The organism is Candidatus Brocadiaceae bacterium, assembly GCA_012728835.1.
Lineage (GTDB): Bacteria > Planctomycetota > Brocadiia > SM23-32 > SM23-32 > JAAYEJ01.
The window spans coordinates 26,044-44,566 of record JAAYEJ010000031.1; the positions used below are offsets into that span (position 1 = coordinate 26,044).

The following is an 18,523-nucleotide window of genomic DNA, read 5'->3' on the forward strand; positions in this document are numbered from 1 at the left end:
TGAGTCTGCCGTTGCTGGAGAAGGCGCGTCAGTTCACCGATTCCGACGCGGTGAAAGAGGCCGGTCTGTACCCGTACTTCCGGCCCGTCTCGTCCGCGCAGGATACCGAGGTCGTGATGAACGGGCGCAAGGTCATCATGCTCGGGTCCAACAGCTACCTGGGTCTGACGACGCATCCGGAGGTCAAGGCGGCGGCACAGAAGGCGATCGAGGTCTACGGCACCGGCTGCGCCGGGTCGCGTTTCCTGAACGGGACGCTCGACATCCACCTGGAGTTGGAGGAGACGCTGGCACGGCTGGTCGGCAAGGAGGCCGCGATCCTCTACTCCACGGGCTTCCAGGCGAATCTGGGCGCCATCAGCACCCTGGTCGGCAAGGACGACTACGTCATCACCGACCGGGAGGACCACGCGAGCATCGTCGACGGATGCCGGCTGAGCTTCGGGACCTTCGTGCGGTTCAACCACAACGACATGGCCTCCCTGGAAGGGCGGCTGCAGGAGCTGCCGATCGAGGCCGGCAAGCTGATCGTTGTCGACGGCGTCTTCAGCATGACGGGCGACATCGCGGAGCTGACGTCGATCTGCGAGCTGGCCGAGCGCTACCAGGCCGGCGTCATGGTCGACGACGCACACGCCATGGGCGTTCTGGGGCCGCGGGGCGAGGGCACGGCGGCGCATTTCGGCCTGACCGACCGCGTGCAGATCATCATGGCCACGTTCAGCAAGTCCTTCGCCTCGCTGGGCGGGTTCATCGCCGCCGACCTGGAGACGATCGAGTACCTGAAGCACAAGTCGCGTCCGCTCATCTTCAGCGCCAGCATCTCCCCTCCGAATGCGGCGGCCACCCTGGCGGCCGTTCGCATCATGCTGCGCGAGCCGGAGCGCATCCGTCGCCTCTGGCGCAACACGCGCATGATGACCGAAGGGCTCCGCGCAGAGGGCTTCAACACGGGCAACTGCCAGACGCCCATCGTGCCCGTGCACGTCGGCGACATGCACACCTGCTTCCGGATGTGCAAGCGCCTGGACGAGGAGGGGGTGTTCGTCAACCCGGTCGTCGCGCCCGCCGTCGGGCCCAACGAAGCCCTGCTCCGCATCAGCCTGATGGCCACCCACAGCGAAGAGCAGATCCAGTTTGCGCTGGATAAGGTCAAGTTGGTGGGGCAGGAGCTGGGAGTCATCTGACCTCAACCCTCGCCTCCGGGATTGAGGGCCGGCCCATGGGAACAGCCGTCTGTGCCGTTACGTCCCGCGCGGACATGGGCCGGTTCATCCGCTATCCCCTGGCCCTCTATGCGGACGCCCCCCTGTTCGTCCCCCATCTTCTGAGCGAACGCAAGCGGTTCTTCGGGCCGTCCAACCCCCTGTTCGCGTTCACCGAGGTCTGCTACCTGCTCGCGCGCGACGATTCGGGCCGCCTGGTCGGCCGCACGTCCGCCCACGTCAACCGCCGGCATAACCAGTACTGGGACGACCGCACCGGGTTCTTCGGGTTCTTCGAGTGCGAGCGGGACGCCGGCGTCGCACGGGCGCTGCTGGCCGGGGCGGAGGACTGGCTGCGTGCCCGGGGCATGGACGCGGTACGGGGGCCCCTGAACTTCTCGACCAACGAGGAGTGCGGGTTCCTGGCAGAGGGTTTCGACCGGCCGCCGTCGTTCATGATGCCGTATACGAAGCCCTACTACCCGGACCTGATGGCCGAATGCGGCTATCGGGGGGCCATGGACCTGGTCGCCTACGAGTACGACCGCCAGGGGGCGATCCCCGAACGGGTGGCGCGCTACGCCGACCGGGCGGCCCGGGCCGGGGCCGTCGTCCGCCCCGTGGACATGCGTCGCTTCGAGGCCGACGTGCGGGCCGCCTTCACCGTCTACAACGACGCCTGGGCCCGCAACTGGGGCTTCGTGCCGATGTCGGAGCCGCAGTTCGCCCACATGGCCCGCGAGCTGAAGTCCATCGTTGAGCCGTCGTTTGCGTTGATCGCGGAAGTGGACGGGCGGCCCGTCGGTTTTCTTCTGGCCCTGCCCGACTATAACACCGTGCTGAAGAGAATGAACGGCCGTCTCTGGCCGCTCGGCATCTTTCGTTTTCTGCTGGCGCGCAGACGGATGCACCGGGTGCGCGTGCTGACGATGGGCGTTGTCCCCGAACTCCGCCGGCGCGGCATCGAGATGGCGCTCATATACCAGATGTTCAGGAACGGCTACGAGCGCGGCTACGACGAGGGCGAGTTCTCGTGGGTCCTCGAGGACAACGTGCTGATGAGGCGCGTTCTGGAACGTTTCGGCGCCCGGGCCACCAAGACCTACCGCATCTTCGAGAAGGCCCTATGAAGGTCCTCCTGACCGGTGCGAACGGCTTCGTCGGCAGTCACGTGCTCGACGGCCTTCTGGCGGCCGGGCACGACGCCCGCCTGCTGCTGCGAGAGACGTCGAACACACGGTTCATCGCCGACCACCTGGCGCGCACGGAGGTTCGCTACGGGTCCCTGGACGCGCCGGAGCCCCTCCGAGGCGCCGTCGCCGGCGTCGACGCCGTGATCCACTGCGCGGGCGTGACGAAGGCCGCGCGTCGCGCCGCATACCACGCGGCCAACGCCGCCGGTGCGCTCCACGTGGCCGAGGCGTGCAACGCCTCCGAGGCGACCGTGCGGCGGCTCGTGCTCATCTCCAGCCTGGCCGCCACCGGGCCGGGCACGGTCGAGGCGCCCGCCCGCGCGGACGGCCCGGCCCGCCCCGTCTCCGAGTACGGACGAAGCAAGCTGGAGGGCGAGCGGCACGTGCGCGAACGCTGCCGCGTGCCGTGGACCATCCTGCGGCCCGCGGCCGTGTACGGGCCGAGGGATCGGGACTTCCTGCTGGTATTCCGCGGCGTCCGGGGTCGGTTGGTGCCGGTCTTCGGCGGTTCGAAGCCGCTCAGCCTCGTCTACGTGGAGGACCTGGCGGACTGCGTTCTGCGGGCACTCGACGCCGAGCACGGCGCCGGGGGCACGTATCACGTCGCGCACCCCGATCCCGTCACGCAGCGTGCGTTCATGCGGGCCATCGAGGCGGCCGTGGGCGCCCGTCCCGTGCACGTACGGGTGCCGGGCCTGGCCGTTACCGCCGCGTGCGCCGCCCGGGGGGCCTGGGCACGCCTGAGCGGCCGGCCGGGCATACTGAGCATGGACAAGGCGGCGGAACTGCGCGCGCCCGGATGGGTCTGCGACACGGCGGACGCGGCGCGCGATCTGGGCTTTGAGGCGTCCACCCGGCTTGCGGACGGGTTGGGCCGCACGGCCGAATGGTACGCGGAGGCGGGCTGGCTGCGGCATGGATGAACACAAGGGCGGGTACCGGCTTGTCGATTGGCTCACGCAGGGCTACCTGGCGGTCGTGGCCGCGGGGATCGTGTTGTTCGGGCCCGGGCGGCTGGCGCACTGGCCGCTCTACCTCCTGGCACACGCCGTCGCCATGGCCCTGGTGCACGGCCTGATCCGCCGGGCGGAGGGGGACGGCCGGCCGGCCGTGCGGTTCGTGCGCGCCTTCTACCCGTTCCTGCTCTACTCCTTCTTTTACTCCGAGACCCACCTGCTGGACGATCTGATCGTCACGCGGCATCTGGACGGGGCGTTCATCGACATGGACCAGCGGCTGTTCGGCCGCCAGCTCTGCCGGGCGATGATGGCGGCGCATCCGCAGGCGTGGGTGGCCGAACTGCTCTACTTCGCCTACTTCTCCTACTACGTCATGGTCTTCGGCGTCGGGCTGGCCCTCTACCGGCTCCGACCCCGCCGGCACTTCCGGCGGTATGTCACGGTGCTCAGCGTCGTGTTCTACGTCTGCTACCTCACCTACATCGTCCTTCCCGTGATGGGCCCGCACGGGACGCACGTCGGGGTGGTCTTCTCCGGCACGCTGGCGTCGGTCGGTCCGCTGACGGCTCCCCCGTCCGTCCGGTCGGCGGTGTTCTATCGGATCATGGTTCGCCTCTACGACCTGGTGGAGCCGGAGGGCGGCGCCGCCTTCCCGAGCAGCCACGTGGCCGTGGCGCTGACGACGCTCTGGTTCACCTGGACCCACTTCCGGAAGGTGCGGCTCGCGCACCTGGTGCTCGTCATACTGCTGTGCATCTCGACCGTCTACTGCGGCTACCACTACGCCGTGGACGTCCTGGGCGGGATCGTCACGGCCGCCCTGTTGGCGCCGGCGGGGCTCTGGATGGTCCGCAGGGCGGAGGCGCGGCAGCGGGGCTCCGTACGCGAGGGCGTGCGCGTCCCGGCGGCGGCGGGGGCCGGCTGCGGCTCCTCGGACGCGTGACGGGGCAAAGGCCGTTCAGCCGGCCGCTGCGGCGACGGCGCGCGCCATGCCGCGGAAGATCAGGTCCGATACGTGCCGGGTCCCCGGCTCCGGCAGGGCGCCCAGCAGGAGCGGGGCATCCGTGCCCGTGCAGACCAGCGGCGCACAGTCGCATCCCGGAAGGTCCCTGTACCGGGCCGCCAGGGCGGTGACGCCGCCGGCACACGCCCAGTAGACGCCGCTTGCGACGGCGCTGTCCGTGTCGGTGCCGACGGCCGTGGCGGGGACCCGGGGCGTCACGCGCGGCAGCAGGGCGGTGCTTGCGTGCAGCGCCCGGGCGCCCAGGGCGAGCCCCGGCGCGATGGCGCCGCCGGCGAAGCGGCCTTCGGGGTCCACCAGGTCCACTGTGATCGCCGTGCCGGCCGAGACGACGATGCATGGGGCGCCGGCCTCCTCCCGGGCCGCCAGGGCCAGCAGAAGGCGGTCGACGCCCACCCGGCCGGGATGGCGCACGAGCGCCGTCAGGGGCACGGCAAGGTCGCGTCCGAAGAACTCCGGACGTGCCCGCGGCTCCAGGGCCGCCGCGATTGCGCCGTCGGCGGCCGGGCAGACGGACGCAACGAGGCAGCGCAGGCCGCAGGGCAGGTCCGGGGAGGCGAGGGCGGTGCGAAGGCGGTCCGGCAAGTCCTCTACAGGCCGAGTGGGTACCCGCAGGACCGGCCGGATCGCGTCTCGGGTGATCCAGGCCCCCTTGACGGACGTATTGCCGACGTCCAGGGCCAGGAGGCATTGTGTTCGGGTCGTCGGGGCCATGGCTGCCACCTCGGTGCAGGGGGTGAGTATACCAGACGCCGGGCGGGGGGGCGAGCCGTTTCGCGGACCGTCGGTGCCCGGGCGGGGAGGCCCGGTGCGGCCCGTTGGGGGGAGCGCGGCCGTGCTCGGCCGCTGTCCGTGTTTGTCCGTGTGCGTCCGTGTGCGTCCGTGTGCGTCCGTGTGTGTCCGTGCCGGGCCGCAGGGGGCGCTTTGAACCGGACTGGTCGGCTGCTATAATTGACGCCTCGGGGTCTCCGCAAGCATCCTCAGAGGCTGGAGCATCCAAGGGATGGAACAAGACCGTTACGTGCCGGCGCACGTGGAGGCGCATTGGCGGGAGTACTGGGACGGCGTGAGGCTGTTCCACTGCGATGACCGCAGTACGCGGCCGGGCTTCTACTGCCTGGTCATGTTTCCGTATCCCTCGGGGGCCCTGCACGTCGGGCACGGGCGGAACTACATCCTGGGCGACGTCGTGGCGCGCTACAAGCGGATGCGCGGGTTCAACGTGCTGCATCCGATGGGCTGGGACGCCTTCGGGCTGCCGGCGGAGAACGCGGCCATCAAGCGGGGGCTGCATCCGCGCATGTCGGTGGCCCGCAACGTGGAGATCATGAAGGCGCAGATTCGCGCGCTGGGCATCGGCTACGACTGGGACCGGGAGATCAACACCAGCGAGCCGGGCTACTACCGGTGGACGCAGTGGGTGTTCCTGCAGCTCTGGCAGCAGGGGCTGGCGTATCGGCGCGACGCGCCGGTGAACTGGTGCCCGAGCTGCCAGACCGGCCTGGCCAACGAGGAGGTCGTCAACGGCCTCTGCGAGCGGTGCGACACCGAGGTGGTCGAGAAGGACCTGCCGCAGTGGTTCTTCAAGATCACGGACTACGCGGACCGCCTGCTGAAGGACCTGGACCTGCTCGGTGCGTGGCCGGAGCGCGTGCGCCTGATGCAGGCGAACTGGATCGGTCGCAGCGAGGGCGCGCTGGTCTTCTTCAAGGTGGCGCACACGGGCGAGCCGATGCCGTGCTTCACGACGCGGCCGGACACGCTCTGGGGCGTCACGTTCATGAGCCTGGCCCCGGAGCATCCGGCGATCCCCGGCCTGGTGGCCGGAACGGACTACGAGGAGCCGGTGATGAGCTTCGTCTCCGAGGCCATCGAGCAGAATCAGGTGGCCCGCTCCTCGGACACGGTGGAGAAGCAGGGCGTCTTCACCGGCCGTCACGTGATCAACCCCGTCAACGGCGAGCGGGTGCCGCTGTGGGTGGCCAACTACGCGCTGATGGAGTACGGCACGGGGGCCGTCATGGCCGTGCCGGCGCACGACCAGCGCGACTTCGAGTTCGCGGTCAAGTATGACCTGCCCATCGTGCCCGTCATCCGTCCTGAGGACGCGGAACCGGACGCCGGGGAGATGGCCGAGGCCTACGTGGGGCCGGGCGTCATGGTCAACAGCGGTCCGTTCGACGGCACGCGCGTGCCCGAGCAGATGCACCGCGTGGTCGAGTACCTCGAAGCCAACGCGATGGGCGAGGCCGACGTGAACTACCGCCTGCGCGACTGGCTCATCAGCCGGCAGCGCTACTGGGGCGCCCCCATCCCGGTGGTGCACTGCCCGCAGTGCGGCATCGTGCCCGTGCCCGAGGACCAGTTGCCCGTGCTCCTGCCGGACGAGGTGGACTTCACGCCGCGCGGCAAGAGCCCGCTGGATTTCGTGGAGGATTTCGTCAAGACAACGTGTCCCGCCTGCGGGCGCGAGGCGCGCCGCGAGACCGACACGATCGCGCAGTGGCTCTGCTCCTGCTGGTACTTCCTGCGGTTCGTGTCCCCGCACGACGAGACGAGGCCGTTCGATCGGGACCTGGCGGATTCCTGGCTGCCGGTGGACCTGTACATCGGGGGCGTGGAGCACGCCGTCCTGCACCTGCTCTACTCGCGTTTCATCGTCAAGGTGCTGCAGGACGCCGGGCACCTGGGGTTCGCGGAGCCGTTCCGGGCGCTTTTCACGCAGGGGATGATCTGCAAGCAGAGCCACGTCTGCCGGCGCTGCCTGCGGGTCGTGACGGACGACCCCAACGTGCGCGAGCCGTGCCGCTGCGACCTGGGCATGAGCCTGGAGCGTCGCCTGCGGGAGGGCGTCGAGGTGCTCTCCAGCGCCGAGAAGATGAGCAAGTCCAAGGGGAACGTGGTCACACCGGACCACGTCATCCGCCAGTATGGGGCCGACACCCTGCGGCTCTACACGCTGGCGATCGGGCCGCCGGAGAAGGACGCCGAGTGGCAGGACAGCGGCATCGTGGGCTACCATCGGTTCCTGAACCGCCTGTGGGATTCGATCGTCGGGCACAGGACGGGATTCGAGGCGATCCCCCGGCAACTGCCCGACGCGGGCGGGCTGGCGCCGGAGAGCCGACGCGTCTACCGGCAGGTGCATGCGACGATCAAGCGCGTGACCGAGGACATCGAGCAGCGGTGGCACTTCAACACGGCGATCGCCTCGGTCATCGCCCTGCTCAACGAGGTCCAGAAGCTTCCCGTGCTCGGAAGCTACGTGGGCACGGAGACCGACGAGGAGCAGCGCGACTTCAACCTGTTCCGGTTCGCCCTGGAGAGCATCGTGCAACTGCTGGCGCCGTTTGTGCCGCACGTGGCCGAGGAGCTGTGGGGCCGCATGGGCAATCCGGCGAGCATCTTCGAGCAGGGATGGCCGGAGTTCGACCCCGAGGCGGCCCGCAGCGAGGAAGTGGAACTGCCCGTGCAGGTGAACGGTCGGGTGCGCGAGCGGCTGGTGGTCGAGCGCGACGAAGACGAGGAACTCGTCCGGGAGAAGGCGCTGAGCCTGGAGAACGTGCGGCGCTACGTCGAAGGCAAGGAACTCGTGCAGTGCGTTGTGGTGCCCAACCGCATCGTGAGCATCGTGGTGCGATGACGGCCGGGGCGGCGGAGTCCTTCGAACGGGTGTTCGGCGCGCGGCCGCCGGGGCTGCAGTGCGCCCGCGCTCCGGGCCGCGTGAACCTGCTCGGGGAGCATACGGACTACAACGGGGGGTTCGTCCTGCCCATCGCCGTCGACCGGGCCGTGCGGGTCTGCTTCCGGGCGGCCGCCGGGCCGGTGCGGCTCTGGTCGGAAGACGCCGGCTCCTGGGCGGCCTTCGAACTGGCGGACCTCCGGCCGCCGCCCCCCGGCGGCGGTGCGCCGCCCGGCGACGGCGCGCCCGATTGGGGCGCCTACGCGCGGGGCGTGGCCTGGGCGCTGCAGGAGGCGGGCCACCGGCTGCGCGCGATCCAGGGGGTGGTGAGCGGCGACGTGCCCATGGGCTCGGGGCTCAGCTCGTCGGCCGCGCTCGAGGTGGCGGTGGGGACGGCGTTCTGCGCGGCGGCCGGGCTGCAGATCGACGGGCGGGCGCTGGCCCTGGCCTGCCAGCGGGCGGAACACGCGTTCACCGGCGTCCGCTGCGGCGTCATGGACCAGTTCGCCAGCATCCACGGCCGGTCGGGATGCGCGCTGCTGCTGGACTGCCGTTCGTTGGACTTCGAGGAGGTGCCGCTGGACGCGGCGGCCGTGCGCGTGGTGGTGTGCAACACCGGCGTGCGGCATGCGCTCGGGCAGTCGGCCTACAACGAGCGTCGGGCGAGCTGCGAGCGGGCGGTGGAGCGGCTGTCGCGGCGTCTGCAGGGCGTGCGGGAGCTTCGCGACGTCTCGCCGGCCGCCCTGCGTCGGGAGGCGGACGTTCTGGATGCGGTGACCCTCCGCCGCGCCCGGCACGTGGTGGGCGAGATCGCGCGGACGGTCGAGGGCGCTGACGCGCTGAGGGTGTGCGATTATGTTCGATTCGGACACTTGATGTTCGAGTCGCACGCCAGCCTGCGCGACGATTACGAGGTAAGCTGCCGGGAGCTGGACCTCATGGTCGATCTGGCGCGGGGGCGGCCGGGCCTCTACGGCGCGCGCATGGTCGGGGCGGGGTTCGGCGGGTGCACCGTCAACCTGGTGAGCGCGGAGGCGGCGGGGGAGTTCGCGCGCGCGATGGCGTCCGATTACCGGGCGCGGACGGGCACGTCGCCGGAGGTCTACGAGTTCCGGGCCGGTGCGGGGGCCGAGGTGCGCGCATGCTGAGGTGCGGCGCTATCGGCGCGCGACCTCGGCCAGGATGCGCACGATCTCGCCGAGCTGGTGTTCCTGGGTGTACTCCAGGGCGAGCGCGCGGGCGGCCCGGGAGCCGGCCTCGAGGGTCGGCGCGTCCATGTAGTGCTCCAGGAACCCGGCGAGCTGGGCCGAATCGGAGGGGTCGCGGAGGTAGAGGCCGCTCTGGCCGGGCGTGAGCAGCTCGTAGGCGCCGTTGTGGAGGCTCGTCAGGGCGGGCAGGCCGCATGCGAGCCCCTCCATGGTCACGTTTGCGCAGGGATCGTAGTAGCTGGGAAGCACCAGCAGGTCGGCGGCCGCGTAATAGGGGGCGGGCGCCACGGCCCCCACGAAGCGCATCCTGTCGGCCGCGCCGCAGCGATCGGCGAAGGCGCGCGCCGTGCGCTCACGCCCCCGCCCGACCACCAGGGCGTAGACCGGCTGCGGGGCGTCCTTGCGGGCCAGTATGCCGACGGCCTCGATGAACGTGAAGAGGCCCTTGCGCCGCCAGTCGTGGCCCACGAACACGCCCACCAGCGCGTCGGGCGGGAGGCGCAGCTCTGCGCGTACGCGCGGCCGGTGCTCCCGGCGAAGCGCCGGGTGGAGACGCGCGCAGTCCGCGCCGTTGTAGACCACCTGCACGCGCGCCGCCATGGCGGGGTAGTGGCGGGCGATCTCGCGGCGCACCATGTCGGAGTTGGCGATGATGCACCTCGGCCCGGGCGGTGCGTAGAGCCGGTCGTCGATATGGATGCGCAGCCGTTCGCGCACGCTGAGCGCGCGCGACAGCCGGTTGAACGCCCGTGCGGGCAGGCCGCGGTAGCTTCTCTGGCGCTGGCGCACGTACTCGCGCTGAACGCCTCCGCCCGGCCGCACCACGTCGGCGCCCCAGCACTTCTGGTCGCTGAAGGTCACCTCGGCGTCCTCGCGGGCCAGGGCCGCCCGTGCGGCGCGGGCCAGGGCCAGGTCGCGGAACGCCCGCGGCACCCGGGGCAGCGCCAGCGGCACGATCTGCACGCCCTCGGCGCCCGCCGCCTCCGCGGCGCCCGCCGCCTCCGCGGCGGCCGGCGCCTCCGCGGCGGCCGGCGCCTCTGCGGCGGCCGCGCGCGCGTCCGGCGTGAGGATGCGCACCTGCACGCCCTCGGCACGCAGCCGGCGCACGAGGGAGGCCAGGAAGCTCTCGGCGCCGCCGCTGGGCGCGAACTGTTTGCAGGCGATGGATATGCGCATGGCCGTCCCGAGCCGGAGGGCACGGCACAGCAGTATCGCCCACGGCCGGGCGCCGTGCAAGGGGCGGCGCCCGCCCGTGCAAGGGGCGGCGCCCGCCCGTGTAAGGGGCGGCGCCCGCCCGCGCACGGGGCGGCGCCCGCCCGTGTAAGGGGCGGCGCGCCCGCGTCGCAACTTGACACAACCCCGTCTATGGCGTACGCTTGCGTTTTGTTTCGCCAACGGTCCGTCTCGTGCGGTTCCGGGAGGCCCCGATGAAGGCCATCGTCTTGAGCGCGCCGCGCGTGCTGTCCGTGCAGGACGCCGAACGACCGTCGCCCGGGCCCGGGGAGGCCCTGGTGCGCGTGCATCAGGCGGGCATCTGCGGCTCGGACATGCACCTGTACCGGCACGGCCGCATCGGCGCGATCGTTCTGGACGAGCCCCTGGTGATGGGCCACGAATGCATGGGGCACGTGGAGGCGGTCGGGCCGGGCGTGGACGACTCGCTGGTGGGCGCGCGCGTGGCCGTGGAGCCGGCCATCCCGTGCGGGCGCTGCCGGTGGTGCACCGGCGGGCTCTACAACGTCTGCCCCGGGCTGCCGTTCCTTGGGCTGCCCGGCCGGCCGGGGGGCTTTCAGGAGTACCTCGGCCATCCCGCCCACCTGCTGGAGGTGCTTCCGGACGGCGTGTCCGACGAGGCGGGCGTCGTGCTGGAGCCCCTGGCCATCGCCATGCACGCGGTGAACCTGTCGAAGGTCCGTCCCGGGCAGCGGGTGGCCATCCTCGGCACCGGCGTGATGGGCACGTGCGTGCTGATGGTGCTGGGGCTCTACCGGGGGCTGCACGTCGTCTGTGCGGACCTGCGCCCGGACCGCCTGGCGCGCGCCGAGGCGATGGGCGCGGCGCAGACGGTGCCGGTGCGTGCGGCCGAGCCCGATGCGGCCCCCGCCGAACGGCTCCGGGAGGCGCTCGGCGGCCATGGGGCCGACATCGTCTTCGAGTGCGCGGGGGCGCACCAGACGATCTGGAACGCCTGCGAGATCGCCGCTCCGGGCGGGCACGTGATGTTCATCGGGAGCAGCGAGGACGATCGCGTGATCTACTCCTCCGGCACGGCCCGGCGCTGTGGCCTGACCCTGCGGGCGGTGCGGCGCAGCCTGAACACGCTGCGCCCCTGCCTCGATCTGTGCGCGGAGGGGATGATGGACCCGGGCGCTCTGGTCACGCACACGTTCGCCGCCCGCGATGCGGCCGGCGCCTTCGAGGCCGTGGAGCGCGCGGAGGACGGCCTGCTGAAGGCCGTCGTGGATCTGAGGCAGTGGTAGGGGCCGCAAGCACGCGGGTCTGCCGTCCGCCGTGTGGAGATGCCTTCTGTGTTGGGGGGGGGAACGATGGCCGTCGACCTCATTGTGGTGCTGGTCGTCGTGTTGCTGGCGCTTCGCGGCTACTCGCGCGGGGCGATCTTCAGCCTGCTGGGGCTGGTCGCGCTGGCGGCCGCCTGGGTGCTCAGCGGCCTGCTCGGCGGCCCGGTGGCCGCCGCCGTGGGCGGGTGGCTCGCATGGTCGCCGGGGGTGGCCTACCTGGCGTCCCGGCTGGTGCTGTGCGTGATGATCTACCTGCCGCTGGCGCTGCTGGCGCTGGCGGTGGACCGCCGGCTGCGCGCGGCCGAGAGCGAGACCCTGCACGCATTCAACCGCGGCGTGGGGGCGGCCTGCGGCCTGGCCTGGGGCCTGGTGACGGCGTTCGTCCTGCTGGCGGTGGCCGACGTCTGGGTCAAGGCCCTGCCGGATGCCGGGGGGTTCTTCGCACAGTCGGCGCGGAAGTCGGCGCTCCGCAAGGCGGTGGGCCGGGCGAATCCCGCCGACCGCTTCTTCGTGACCGACGCCCTGAAGCTCCTGCGGGCCGCCCGGCGGGACCCCGAGGTGCTCAAGCGGCTCTCGGCCGACCCGCGCGTGCGCCCGCTGCTGGAGCATCCCGACCTGCAGACCGTGGTGGAGGACGACGAGCTGGCCGCCCGGATCCGGGAGGACCCGTTCGCGGCGATCACTCAGGACGAGAGGATCGGGCGGCTGTTGGGCAACCGGGAACTGCGACGGCTGATCCTGTCGGCCGAGACGCTCGCGGCCGTGCGCCAGGCGAGCGAAGGGGGCGCGGAGCCTGAGAGCCCGTGACGGCCTCCGGCCCGTGCGCGGCGCCTACGCCAGCCCCACGGCCGCGCGCACCTGGTCGAGGGTCGCCCGGGCCGTCCGTCGCGCCGTCTGCGCGCCGGCGTCCATCAGCTCGCGCACGAGGTCCGGGCGGGCGCTCAGTTCCTCATACTTCTGCCGTATGGGGTCGAGTTCGGCGGACATGTTCCCCCTGAGGCGCCGCTTGCACTCGATGCAGCCGATGCCGGCGCTGCGGCAGCCCTCGGCCGCCCATTCGCAGTCGTCCGCGGGCGAGAAGGCCCTGTGCATCGTAAAGATGTTGCAGATCCCCGGCGTGCCGGGGTCCTGGCGCCGCACGCGGGCGGGGTCCGTGGCGGCCGTCCGCAGCTTCTCCCAGACCTCGTCCGGGCCGTCCAGCAGGGAGATGTAGTTGTTCAGGCTCTTGCTCATCTTGTCCTTGCCCTGCAGGCCCAGCAGGCGCGGCACCTCGCTGTAGAGCGGGGCCGGCTCGGCGAAGACCTCCCCGAAGCGGCCGGTGAAGACGCGGACCACCTCGCGCGTGAACTCCAGGTGCTGCGTCTGGTCGTCGCCCACCGGCACGACCTCGGCACGGTAGAGGAGGATGTCGGCCGCCATCAGGACCGGGTAGGTGAACAGGCCCGCGTTGACCTGGTCCTTGATCCTCTCGCTCTTCTCCTTGAACTGCGTCATGCGGCCGAGTTCGCCCATGCCGGCGCAGGTCATCAGGATCCAGCACAGCTCGGTGACTTCGGGCACGTGGCTCTGCACGAACAGACAGCACCGTTCGGGATCGAGTCCGGCCGCTATGTTGATGACGAACATGTCGGTGATCCGCCGGCGCATCTCGGCCGGCTCGTAGGGGATCGTCATGGCATGCAGGTCGGCGACGCAGAAGGTGCAGTCATACCGGTCGAGCATGCGCGCCCAGTTGCGCAGCGCGCCCGCATAGTTGCCGACGTGCACGACTCCGCTGGGCTGGATGCCGCTGAAGACCTTGCGCAGGCGTCCGCCGGCTGCATTCGGCTGTGTCTGGCCCATCGTCATTGATGCTCCGGCAAGAGGCAGGGGGCTTCCCGGCCGTCCACACGGCGGAACGCCGGCACGCCATGGTATCGCGCGGGGCGGCCGAAGTCAAAACGCGCGGGCTCGGACCGACACGGACCGACACGGACTTGCACGGACTTGCGTGGCGGCCGGCCACGCGCCTGCCGGGGGTGCTACAGCTCGCGCATGAAGAACACCTGGCGTCCGACTTCCTTGAACCCGAAGGAGGGGTACAGCTTGCAGCCCCGGGCGTTGCTCTCCAGCGTCTCGATGCGCGCATAGCGCATGCCGCAGTCGCGCAGGTGCGCGAGGGCGGCCGAGATGAGCATCTTCCCTATGCCCTGTCCCTGATGTGCGAGGGCGACGGCCAGGTTGGCGATGTGGCCGATCCTCTGGTCGCGGTAGACGCGGTTGCAGATGTAGCCGACGACCTGTTCGTCCCTCTCGGCGACGAGGGTGTGCTCGGGGTTGCAGCGGAGGTCGTAGTCGATGCCGCCGGCCTTGCGCTGCTGCCAGGTCATCTGCGCGATCGGGCCGAAGTGCTCCTCCACTCGGGCTTCCATGCAGAACCCGCCAAAGCTCTCCTCCGTGATGTCCAGGACCGGCTGGCGATCCGACCGACGGTAGCGGCGGATGATGACTTCCGACATCCGCTTTCCTCCCGAAGAGGGATGGGGTCCGGGCCGGAGACAAGCTTAGTGGATGCACTGTGCGGGCGTCAATCGTCAAGGCATCGAGCCGGAGATGGACGTGCGCGCCCGGCGGTGCGTGCCCATCCCCCCCCCCCCGGTGGGGCAAAAGAGAGCGGGCACCTCGTGCGCAGAGGTGCCCGCTTCATCGCTCACAAAGCGTCGATCAGGCGATCAGGCTGCGGGCCAGGTCGACGGCCGACGCCGCGTCGGCCGCGTACCCGTCGGCGCCGATCTCCTCGGCGTATTCCTGGGTGATGGGCGCGCCGCCCACCATGATCCTGGCGCTGAGTCCGGCCTCCCTGGCGGCCTCGATCACGGCTCCCATCTGGGTCATTGTGGTGGTCAGCAGGGCGGACAGGCCGATGATGTCCGCGTTGTTCTGCCGGGCGAGTTCCACGAAGCGCTCAGCGGGCACGTCGATGCCGGCGTCGATGACCTTGAACCCGCCGCCCTTGAGCATCATGCCGACCAGGTTCTTGCCGATGTCGTGCAGGTCGCCCTTGACGGTGCCCAGCACGATGATGCCGGCGCTCTTGACTCCGCTCTGGGCGAGCCCCGGGGCGAGCAGTTCCATGCCGGCGTTCATCGCGCGCGCGGCGATGAGCACCTCGGGCACGTAGAACTCGTTGGCCTTGAACTTGCGTCCCACCACGTCCATGCCGGCGACCAGTCCCTCGTTGAGGATCTGATCGGCGCCGACGCCTTCGTCCAGGGCCTGCTGGACGAGGCTGCACACGGTGTTGCGATCGCCTTTGATCAGGGCTTCTGCGACTGCGGCGAGGTCCGCCATGGGACTCTCCTTAGCGTCAGGTATGCGTGGTGTCCGAGATTCCGGGTCCAAGCCGGGCGGCCAGTCTACAGGTGGTCCCGAAGGTGTGTCAAACGAATCCGTCGTCAGGGCGCGGCCGGCGTGTCGCCCGGCACGGCGAGCGGCGCGGGGGCCTCCGGCGCCGGGGACGGCGCGGCCGGATGGGGCGGCGGCGGCAGCAGCGCGCCGCGGTCCAGGGCCGCCAGGCGGGCGGCGGCCAGGCCCTCGAGGGTCTTCTCGAGGTCCTCCCGGAGCGCGCGTTCATACGCCGCCCGGGCCTTCTCCGGTTCGCCGGCCAGTTCCCGGCAGCGTCCCGCGTCGATCCAGCACGCCGGCAGCCCGGGGGCCAGGCGTTCGCACACGGCGGCGGCCTCGGCATACCCGCCGGCTTCTTCCAGGACCACGGCCGTGGCCGAGTCGGCCAGCAGGGCGGACTCGGGGTGCCTCTTCTTCACCTGCTCGTAGGCGGCCAGGGCCTCGTCGCGGCGGCCGTTGGCCGCCAGAAGGGCGCCCTGCGTGAGCAGCAGCCAGGGGCGGGCGCGGGAGTCGCCGGGCCGGTCCAGTGCCTCGGAGAGCATGGCGAGTTCCTCGTTGCGCACCGCCTCGGCGTCGGCGGCCGGACGGAAAAGCAGGTCGACGGGGTCATGCAGGCCGCCCAGAAGCTCCCAGGAGTCGTAGGCGCGGGCCTTCTGGCGCAGCAGGTGCGTCCGGTAGAGGAGGACGACGACCGTCACCGCCAGGACCACCAGGAGGATGTGCAGGCCGTTCTTCTGCAGGACGGCCTTCGCGCGTTCCAGGAAGCGCAGGATGATGTCGTGTTCCGACGGTTCGGGACGTTCGGGCGCCTTGGCCATGGTCGTCGTGCCTGATCAGAGGAAGCCTGGATTATATGCCAGGCAGCCGGCGGCTGCAACACGACGCGCGGCCCGCGGCACGGATCGTTCTCGGGCACAACGTACGAACGAAAGGAACCGCAGAGGACGCCGAGGACGCAGAGAACGGCCAAGAACGGCAAAGCACCACGATAACGGCCAGGCACGGCACGACGAAAACGGCCAAGGAAGGCGAAAGACGGCCAAGGAAGGCAGAGGACGCGGAGAACGGCCAAAAACGGCCAGGGACGGCCACGAACGGCCAAGACGGCCGAGGACGGCCGAGCGGGCGCGCTTGCCGGTCAGTCCGCCGCCTGCCGCTCGCCGAAGGCAGGCTCTTCCGACAGAAGCTCCTGCAGCGGCCGATAGGGCCGGTCGGTCGGCAATTCCTGCGTCAGGACCTTGCCCTTGTGCCGGAAGAGTCTCTGGGCTCCGGCCCCCTCGGCGCATGTGAGGACGCGGTACGTATCGCCGCGTACTTCGACGGCCGCGTAGTCCCGGCACCCGATGGCCACTCCGCCGTGCCGCGCGACCATCCGGGCGATTGCCTCCCGGCGCCTGTCGTCCCCGTAGTGCGGACAGAACAGCGCGGAAACGAGCCCCAGCCCCCTCACGCGGATGAGGCTCCGCTCCTCGCTGCCTGCGGACGAGCGCCGGCCGCCCTGGCCGTATGCGAACCAGCAGTTTGCGCCGGCGCTGACACCGGCGGCCACGATGCCCCGCGAGACCGCCTTCCGGAGCACCGCGTCGAGCCCCAACCGGCGCCAGATGCACATCATGCGGTAGGTGTTCCCGCCGCTGACGTAGATCAGGTCGGACTCCAGGATCAGCGAGGACGCCCGCCGGCGGCTCACCGGGTTGCGCACGAGCGCCAGCGTGCGCGGCCGGCAGTTCAGCCTGCCGCCGTAGACCTCCTCGAAGGCGGCGATGGTATCCTCGGGGTCCCCGCCCGCCGTGGGGATGATCAGGGCTCGGGCCCTTCGCTTCCCCGTGAGCCGCACGACGTGGCGGTGGATCGGCAGGGTCTGCGATTCCTCCAGCTTCCCGCCGGCCAGCGCCACAATCCGCATTGTGTCTGACACCGTTTCGTCCTCGTCTGCCGGGAACTGTCACGGGCCGCCCGCTCACACCGCAGCGGCCGCGGTCGCTCTTGTACACAAACACGGCCGTCTCATGCAAAGGCGCAGAGACGCAACGGAACAGCAAGACAGGGAGCCACAGATGGACGCGGATGCACACAGATGCGGCGAACGGCATGCCGGCGACTGTCGCCGTCCGGGAGGTCGAGGTGCCCGTCTGGTGCGCCTTTCGGCGTGGCCCGCCTCACGAGCTTCAGCACAGGGCTCAACGATGACGGCTGCCTTTTGAACCTTCCCAGATACCTCTCGCACCCATCATGGCCCCGTACCTCAGGACTCCAGAGGCGCATATCCTCACCGTGGACCGCCTCGTGCGCCGCTCGGCGTAGTCGAGCCAGCGCTGTCAAGAGCGGGCTCACCGGGCTCATTGCCAGGCTGACGAGGCTCACGGCCAGACGCACGCAGGCTCATTGCCAGACAGACGCGCTGGCGCATGGTCAAGGCTCATCGGGCGCATTCTCAGGCTCACGAGGCTGGCGCACCACTCGCCCATGCAGGCTGACCCCGACAACAGGACCGACGCAAACACACCCGCCCCCTTGCCTACATTCCTTGGTCAGGGTTCCCCGTTGTCCTCTTGCTTCTTCCACAATCTCGCGATGTCGGCGAAGTCGAGCCCATCAAGACGCTTCTGCTGGCAGAAGCCCTGCCACGCGGTAAGTTTCTTCTCCGTTCTGGTACCCGCAGCAACCTGCTCAGCATGACCGGCCAACGTTGAAAGCTCGATAATGTCGATTCTCTCGGGACAAGAGGGCCAATTGTGCTTCCAGCACACGATCACATCAACACCGTCCGCGTCGTGGCCGTGTGCCACGAACGACCGACTGTCGTATTCGAACTCAATGCGTACCTCTTCCCATCGGTTCGGCCCGATCTTCCGGCGCGCAATGCAGTCCGGGAAAGCAGCCTGAATGGACTCGATCTTGAAGCCGAAGGTTTCGTGCAGAACACCGAAAAGGTACACGACGCCGAGTTCATTCACTGGTGCACATGAAAGGGACTTGAACTGGACCTTGTCGCCGAAAATCCGTTTCCGGTTGGGGTTCGTCATCGTCTCTCGTTAGAAAGTAGAGAGTAGAAAGGGGACCGCAGGAGAGTGCCGGAGGCCGAGGACCGCTGTTCGGCCGTTGCGTGCCATTGGCCGTTCTCTACTTTCTCCTTACCACTGCTCTCCTGCTCTACCAGCCTTTCGCTGGCGCGAAAGGCTGGTCGGGGCGGCCGGATTCGAACCGGCGACCTCGTGCTCCCAAGGCACGCGCGCTATCCAGACTGCGCCACGCCCCGACGCCGATGCGGCATTATATCAGACGGCACGACTGCCCGACAGGTCAGGTTGCCCGAGCGGCCCCGTCGCCGCGACTGGCGGCCGGCCGGGGC

The 18,523-nt window shown here is 70.3% G+C and carries 16 protein-coding genes and 1 tRNA gene; 8 read left to right on the plus strand and 9 right to left on the minus strand.

Annotated features, from left to right (window positions below):
* Nucleotides 1-5 precede the first annotated feature (5 nt).
* From GXY85_04675 to GXY85_04690, 4 genes are read left to right on the plus strand one after another with little or no spacing between them, the layout of a single operon-like run.
* Complete coding sequence (locus GXY85_04675; protein ID NLW50124.1) at nt 6-1,187, plus strand: aminotransferase class I/II-fold pyridoxal phosphate-dependent enzyme; 1,182 nt, start codon at nt 6-8, stop codon at nt 1,185-1,187.
* A 35-nt stretch (nt 1,188-1,222) separates the two neighbouring features.
* Nucleotides 1,223-2,335, plus strand: coding sequence for a GNAT family N-acetyltransferase (locus GXY85_04680; GenBank protein ID NLW50125.1), 1,113 nt, complete (start codon nt 1,223-1,225; stop codon nt 2,333-2,335).
* Nucleotides 2,332-3,321: an NAD-dependent epimerase/dehydratase family protein gene (locus GXY85_04685; GenBank protein ID NLW50126.1), complete on the plus strand. Its 990-nt coding sequence runs from the start codon at nt 2,332-2,334 to the stop codon at nt 3,319-3,321. Before GXY85_04680 ends, GXY85_04685 begins: the two co-directional genes overlap by 4 nt.
* Nucleotides 3,314-4,300 carry a phosphatase PAP2 family protein gene (locus tag GXY85_04690; GenBank protein ID NLW50127.1) on the plus strand — a complete coding sequence of 329 codons (987 nt, stop codon included), beginning with the start codon at nt 3,314-3,316 and terminating at the stop codon, nt 4,298-4,300. The genes GXY85_04685 and GXY85_04690 overlap by 8 nt, the downstream gene beginning before the upstream one ends.
* 15 nt (nt 4,301-4,315) lie before the next feature.
* Here the strand turns inward: GXY85_04690 and GXY85_04695 are convergent, their stop codons facing one another.
* A complete protein-coding gene (locus GXY85_04695; protein ID NLW50128.1) occupies nt 4,316-5,092 on the minus strand; it encodes a type III pantothenate kinase in 777 nt (258 codons plus the stop codon).
* A 289-nt stretch (nt 5,093-5,381) separates the two neighbouring features.
* On the opposite strand from GXY85_04695, the gene GXY85_04700 reads away from it, so the two are divergent.
* Nucleotides 5,382-8,021 carry a leucine--tRNA ligase gene (locus GXY85_04700; GenBank protein NLW50129.1) on the plus strand — a complete coding sequence of 880 codons (2,640 nt, stop codon included), beginning with the start codon at nt 5,382-5,384 and terminating at the stop codon, nt 8,019-8,021.
* The gene (gene galK / locus GXY85_04705) at nt 8,018-9,208 is read left to right on the plus strand and encodes a galactokinase (GenBank protein NLW50130.1); all 1,191 of its coding nucleotides are present in this window, start codon (nt 8,018-8,020) and stop codon (nt 9,206-9,208) included. The genes GXY85_04700 and galK overlap by 4 nt, the downstream gene beginning before the upstream one ends.
* Before the next feature lie 9 nt (nt 9,209-9,217).
* On the opposite strand, the gene GXY85_04710 is transcribed toward galK, so the two are convergent.
* Nucleotides 9,218-10,444 (minus strand): glycosyltransferase family 4 protein, encoded by a 1,227-nt coding sequence (locus tag GXY85_04710; GenBank protein NLW50131.1) that lies wholly within the window; start codon nt 10,442-10,444, stop codon nt 9,218-9,220.
* Between the two features lie 251 nt (nt 10,445-10,695).
* On the opposite strand from GXY85_04710, the gene GXY85_04715 reads away from it, so the two are divergent.
* A complete protein-coding gene (locus GXY85_04715; GenBank protein ID NLW50132.1) occupies nt 10,696-11,748 on the plus strand; it encodes an alcohol dehydrogenase catalytic domain-containing protein in 1,053 nt (350 codons plus the stop codon).
* Between the two features lie 66 nt (nt 11,749-11,814).
* Entirely contained in the window at nt 11,815-12,594 is a 780-nt protein-coding gene (locus GXY85_04720) for a hypothetical protein (GenBank protein NLW50133.1), read from the plus strand.
* A 24-nt stretch (nt 12,595-12,618) separates the two neighbouring features.
* Here GXY85_04720 and trpS read toward each other — a convergent pair whose 3' ends face one another.
* The 7 genes from trpS to GXY85_04755 all read right to left on the minus strand — a co-directional run bounded on the left by trpS (nt 12,619) and on the right by GXY85_04755 (nt 18,430).
* Nucleotides 12,619-13,593, minus strand: coding sequence for a tryptophan--tRNA ligase (gene trpS, locus GXY85_04725; GenBank protein ID NLW50134.1), 975 nt, complete (start codon nt 13,591-13,593; stop codon nt 12,619-12,621).
* Nucleotides 13,594-13,808: 215 nt separating this feature from the next.
* A complete protein-coding gene (locus GXY85_04730; GenBank protein ID NLW50135.1) occupies nt 13,809-14,285 on the minus strand; it encodes a GNAT family N-acetyltransferase in 477 nt (158 codons plus the stop codon).
* A gap of 205 nt (nt 14,286-14,490) precedes the next feature.
* On the minus strand, nt 14,491-15,117 hold the full coding sequence (locus tag GXY85_04735; protein ID NLW50136.1) for a cobalamin-binding protein: 627 nt from the start codon (nt 15,115-15,117) through the stop codon (nt 14,491-14,493).
* Nucleotides 15,118-15,221: 104 nt separating this feature from the next.
* Nucleotides 15,222-15,989 (minus strand): tetratricopeptide repeat protein, encoded by a 768-nt coding sequence (locus GXY85_04740; GenBank protein NLW50137.1) that lies wholly within the window; start codon nt 15,987-15,989, stop codon nt 15,222-15,224.
* Between the two features lie 320 nt (nt 15,990-16,309).
* Nucleotides 16,310-17,089, minus strand: a complete 780-nt coding sequence (locus tag GXY85_04745) for a peptidase E (GenBank protein ID NLW50138.1) — start codon at nt 17,087-17,089, stop codon at nt 16,310-16,312.
* A 613-nt stretch (nt 17,090-17,702) separates the two neighbouring features.
* Nucleotides 17,703-18,197, minus strand: coding sequence for a hypothetical protein (locus GXY85_04750; protein NLW50139.1), 495 nt, complete (start codon nt 18,195-18,197; stop codon nt 17,703-17,705).
* A 155-nt stretch (nt 18,198-18,352) separates the two neighbouring features.
* A tRNA-Pro gene (locus GXY85_04755) sits at nt 18,353-18,430 on the minus strand.
* Nucleotides 18,431-18,523 lie beyond the last annotated feature (93 nt).

Excerpts from the sequence above, each read along its gene's own strand:
- GXY85_04720 (NLW50133.1), top strand. The coding sequence starts at position 11,815 with ATGGCCGTCGACCTCATTGTGGTGCTGGTCGTCGTGTTGCTGGCGCTT.
- GXY85_04750 (NLW50139.1), bottom strand. The coding sequence starts at position 18,197 with ATGACGAACCCCAACCGGAAACGGATTTTCGGCGACAAGGTCCAGTTC.
- GXY85_04735 (NLW50136.1), bottom strand. The coding sequence starts at position 15,117 with ATGGCGGACCTCGCCGCAGTCGCAGAAGCCCTGATCAAAGGCGATCGC.
- GXY85_04710 (NLW50131.1), bottom strand. The coding sequence starts at position 10,444 with ATGCGCATATCCATCGCCTGCAAACAGTTCGCGCCCAGCGGCGGCGCC.
- GXY85_04715 (NLW50132.1), top strand. The coding sequence starts at position 10,696 with ATGAAGGCCATCGTCTTGAGCGCGCCGCGCGTGCTGTCCGTGCAGGAC.
- GXY85_04740 (NLW50137.1), bottom strand. The coding sequence starts at position 15,989 with ATGGCCAAGGCGCCCGAACGTCCCGAACCGTCGGAACACGACATCATC.
- GXY85_04730 (NLW50135.1), bottom strand. The coding sequence starts at position 14,285 with ATGTCGGAAGTCATCATCCGCCGCTACCGTCGGTCGGATCGCCAGCCG.
- galK (NLW50130.1), top strand. The coding sequence starts at position 8,018 with ATGACGGCCGGGGCGGCGGAGTCCTTCGAACGGGTGTTCGGCGCGCGG.
- GXY85_04695 (NLW50128.1), bottom strand. The coding sequence starts at position 5,092 with ATGGCCCCGACGACCCGAACACAATGCCTCCTGGCCCTGGACGTCGGC.
- GXY85_04680 (NLW50125.1), top strand. The coding sequence starts at position 1,223 with ATGGGAACAGCCGTCTGTGCCGTTACGTCCCGCGCGGACATGGGCCGG.
- GXY85_04700 (NLW50129.1), top strand. The coding sequence starts at position 5,382 with ATGGAACAAGACCGTTACGTGCCGGCGCACGTGGAGGCGCATTGGCGG.
- GXY85_04685 (NLW50126.1), top strand. The coding sequence starts at position 2,332 with ATGAAGGTCCTCCTGACCGGTGCGAACGGCTTCGTCGGCAGTCACGTG.
- GXY85_04690 (NLW50127.1), top strand. The coding sequence starts at position 3,314 with ATGGATGAACACAAGGGCGGGTACCGGCTTGTCGATTGGCTCACGCAG.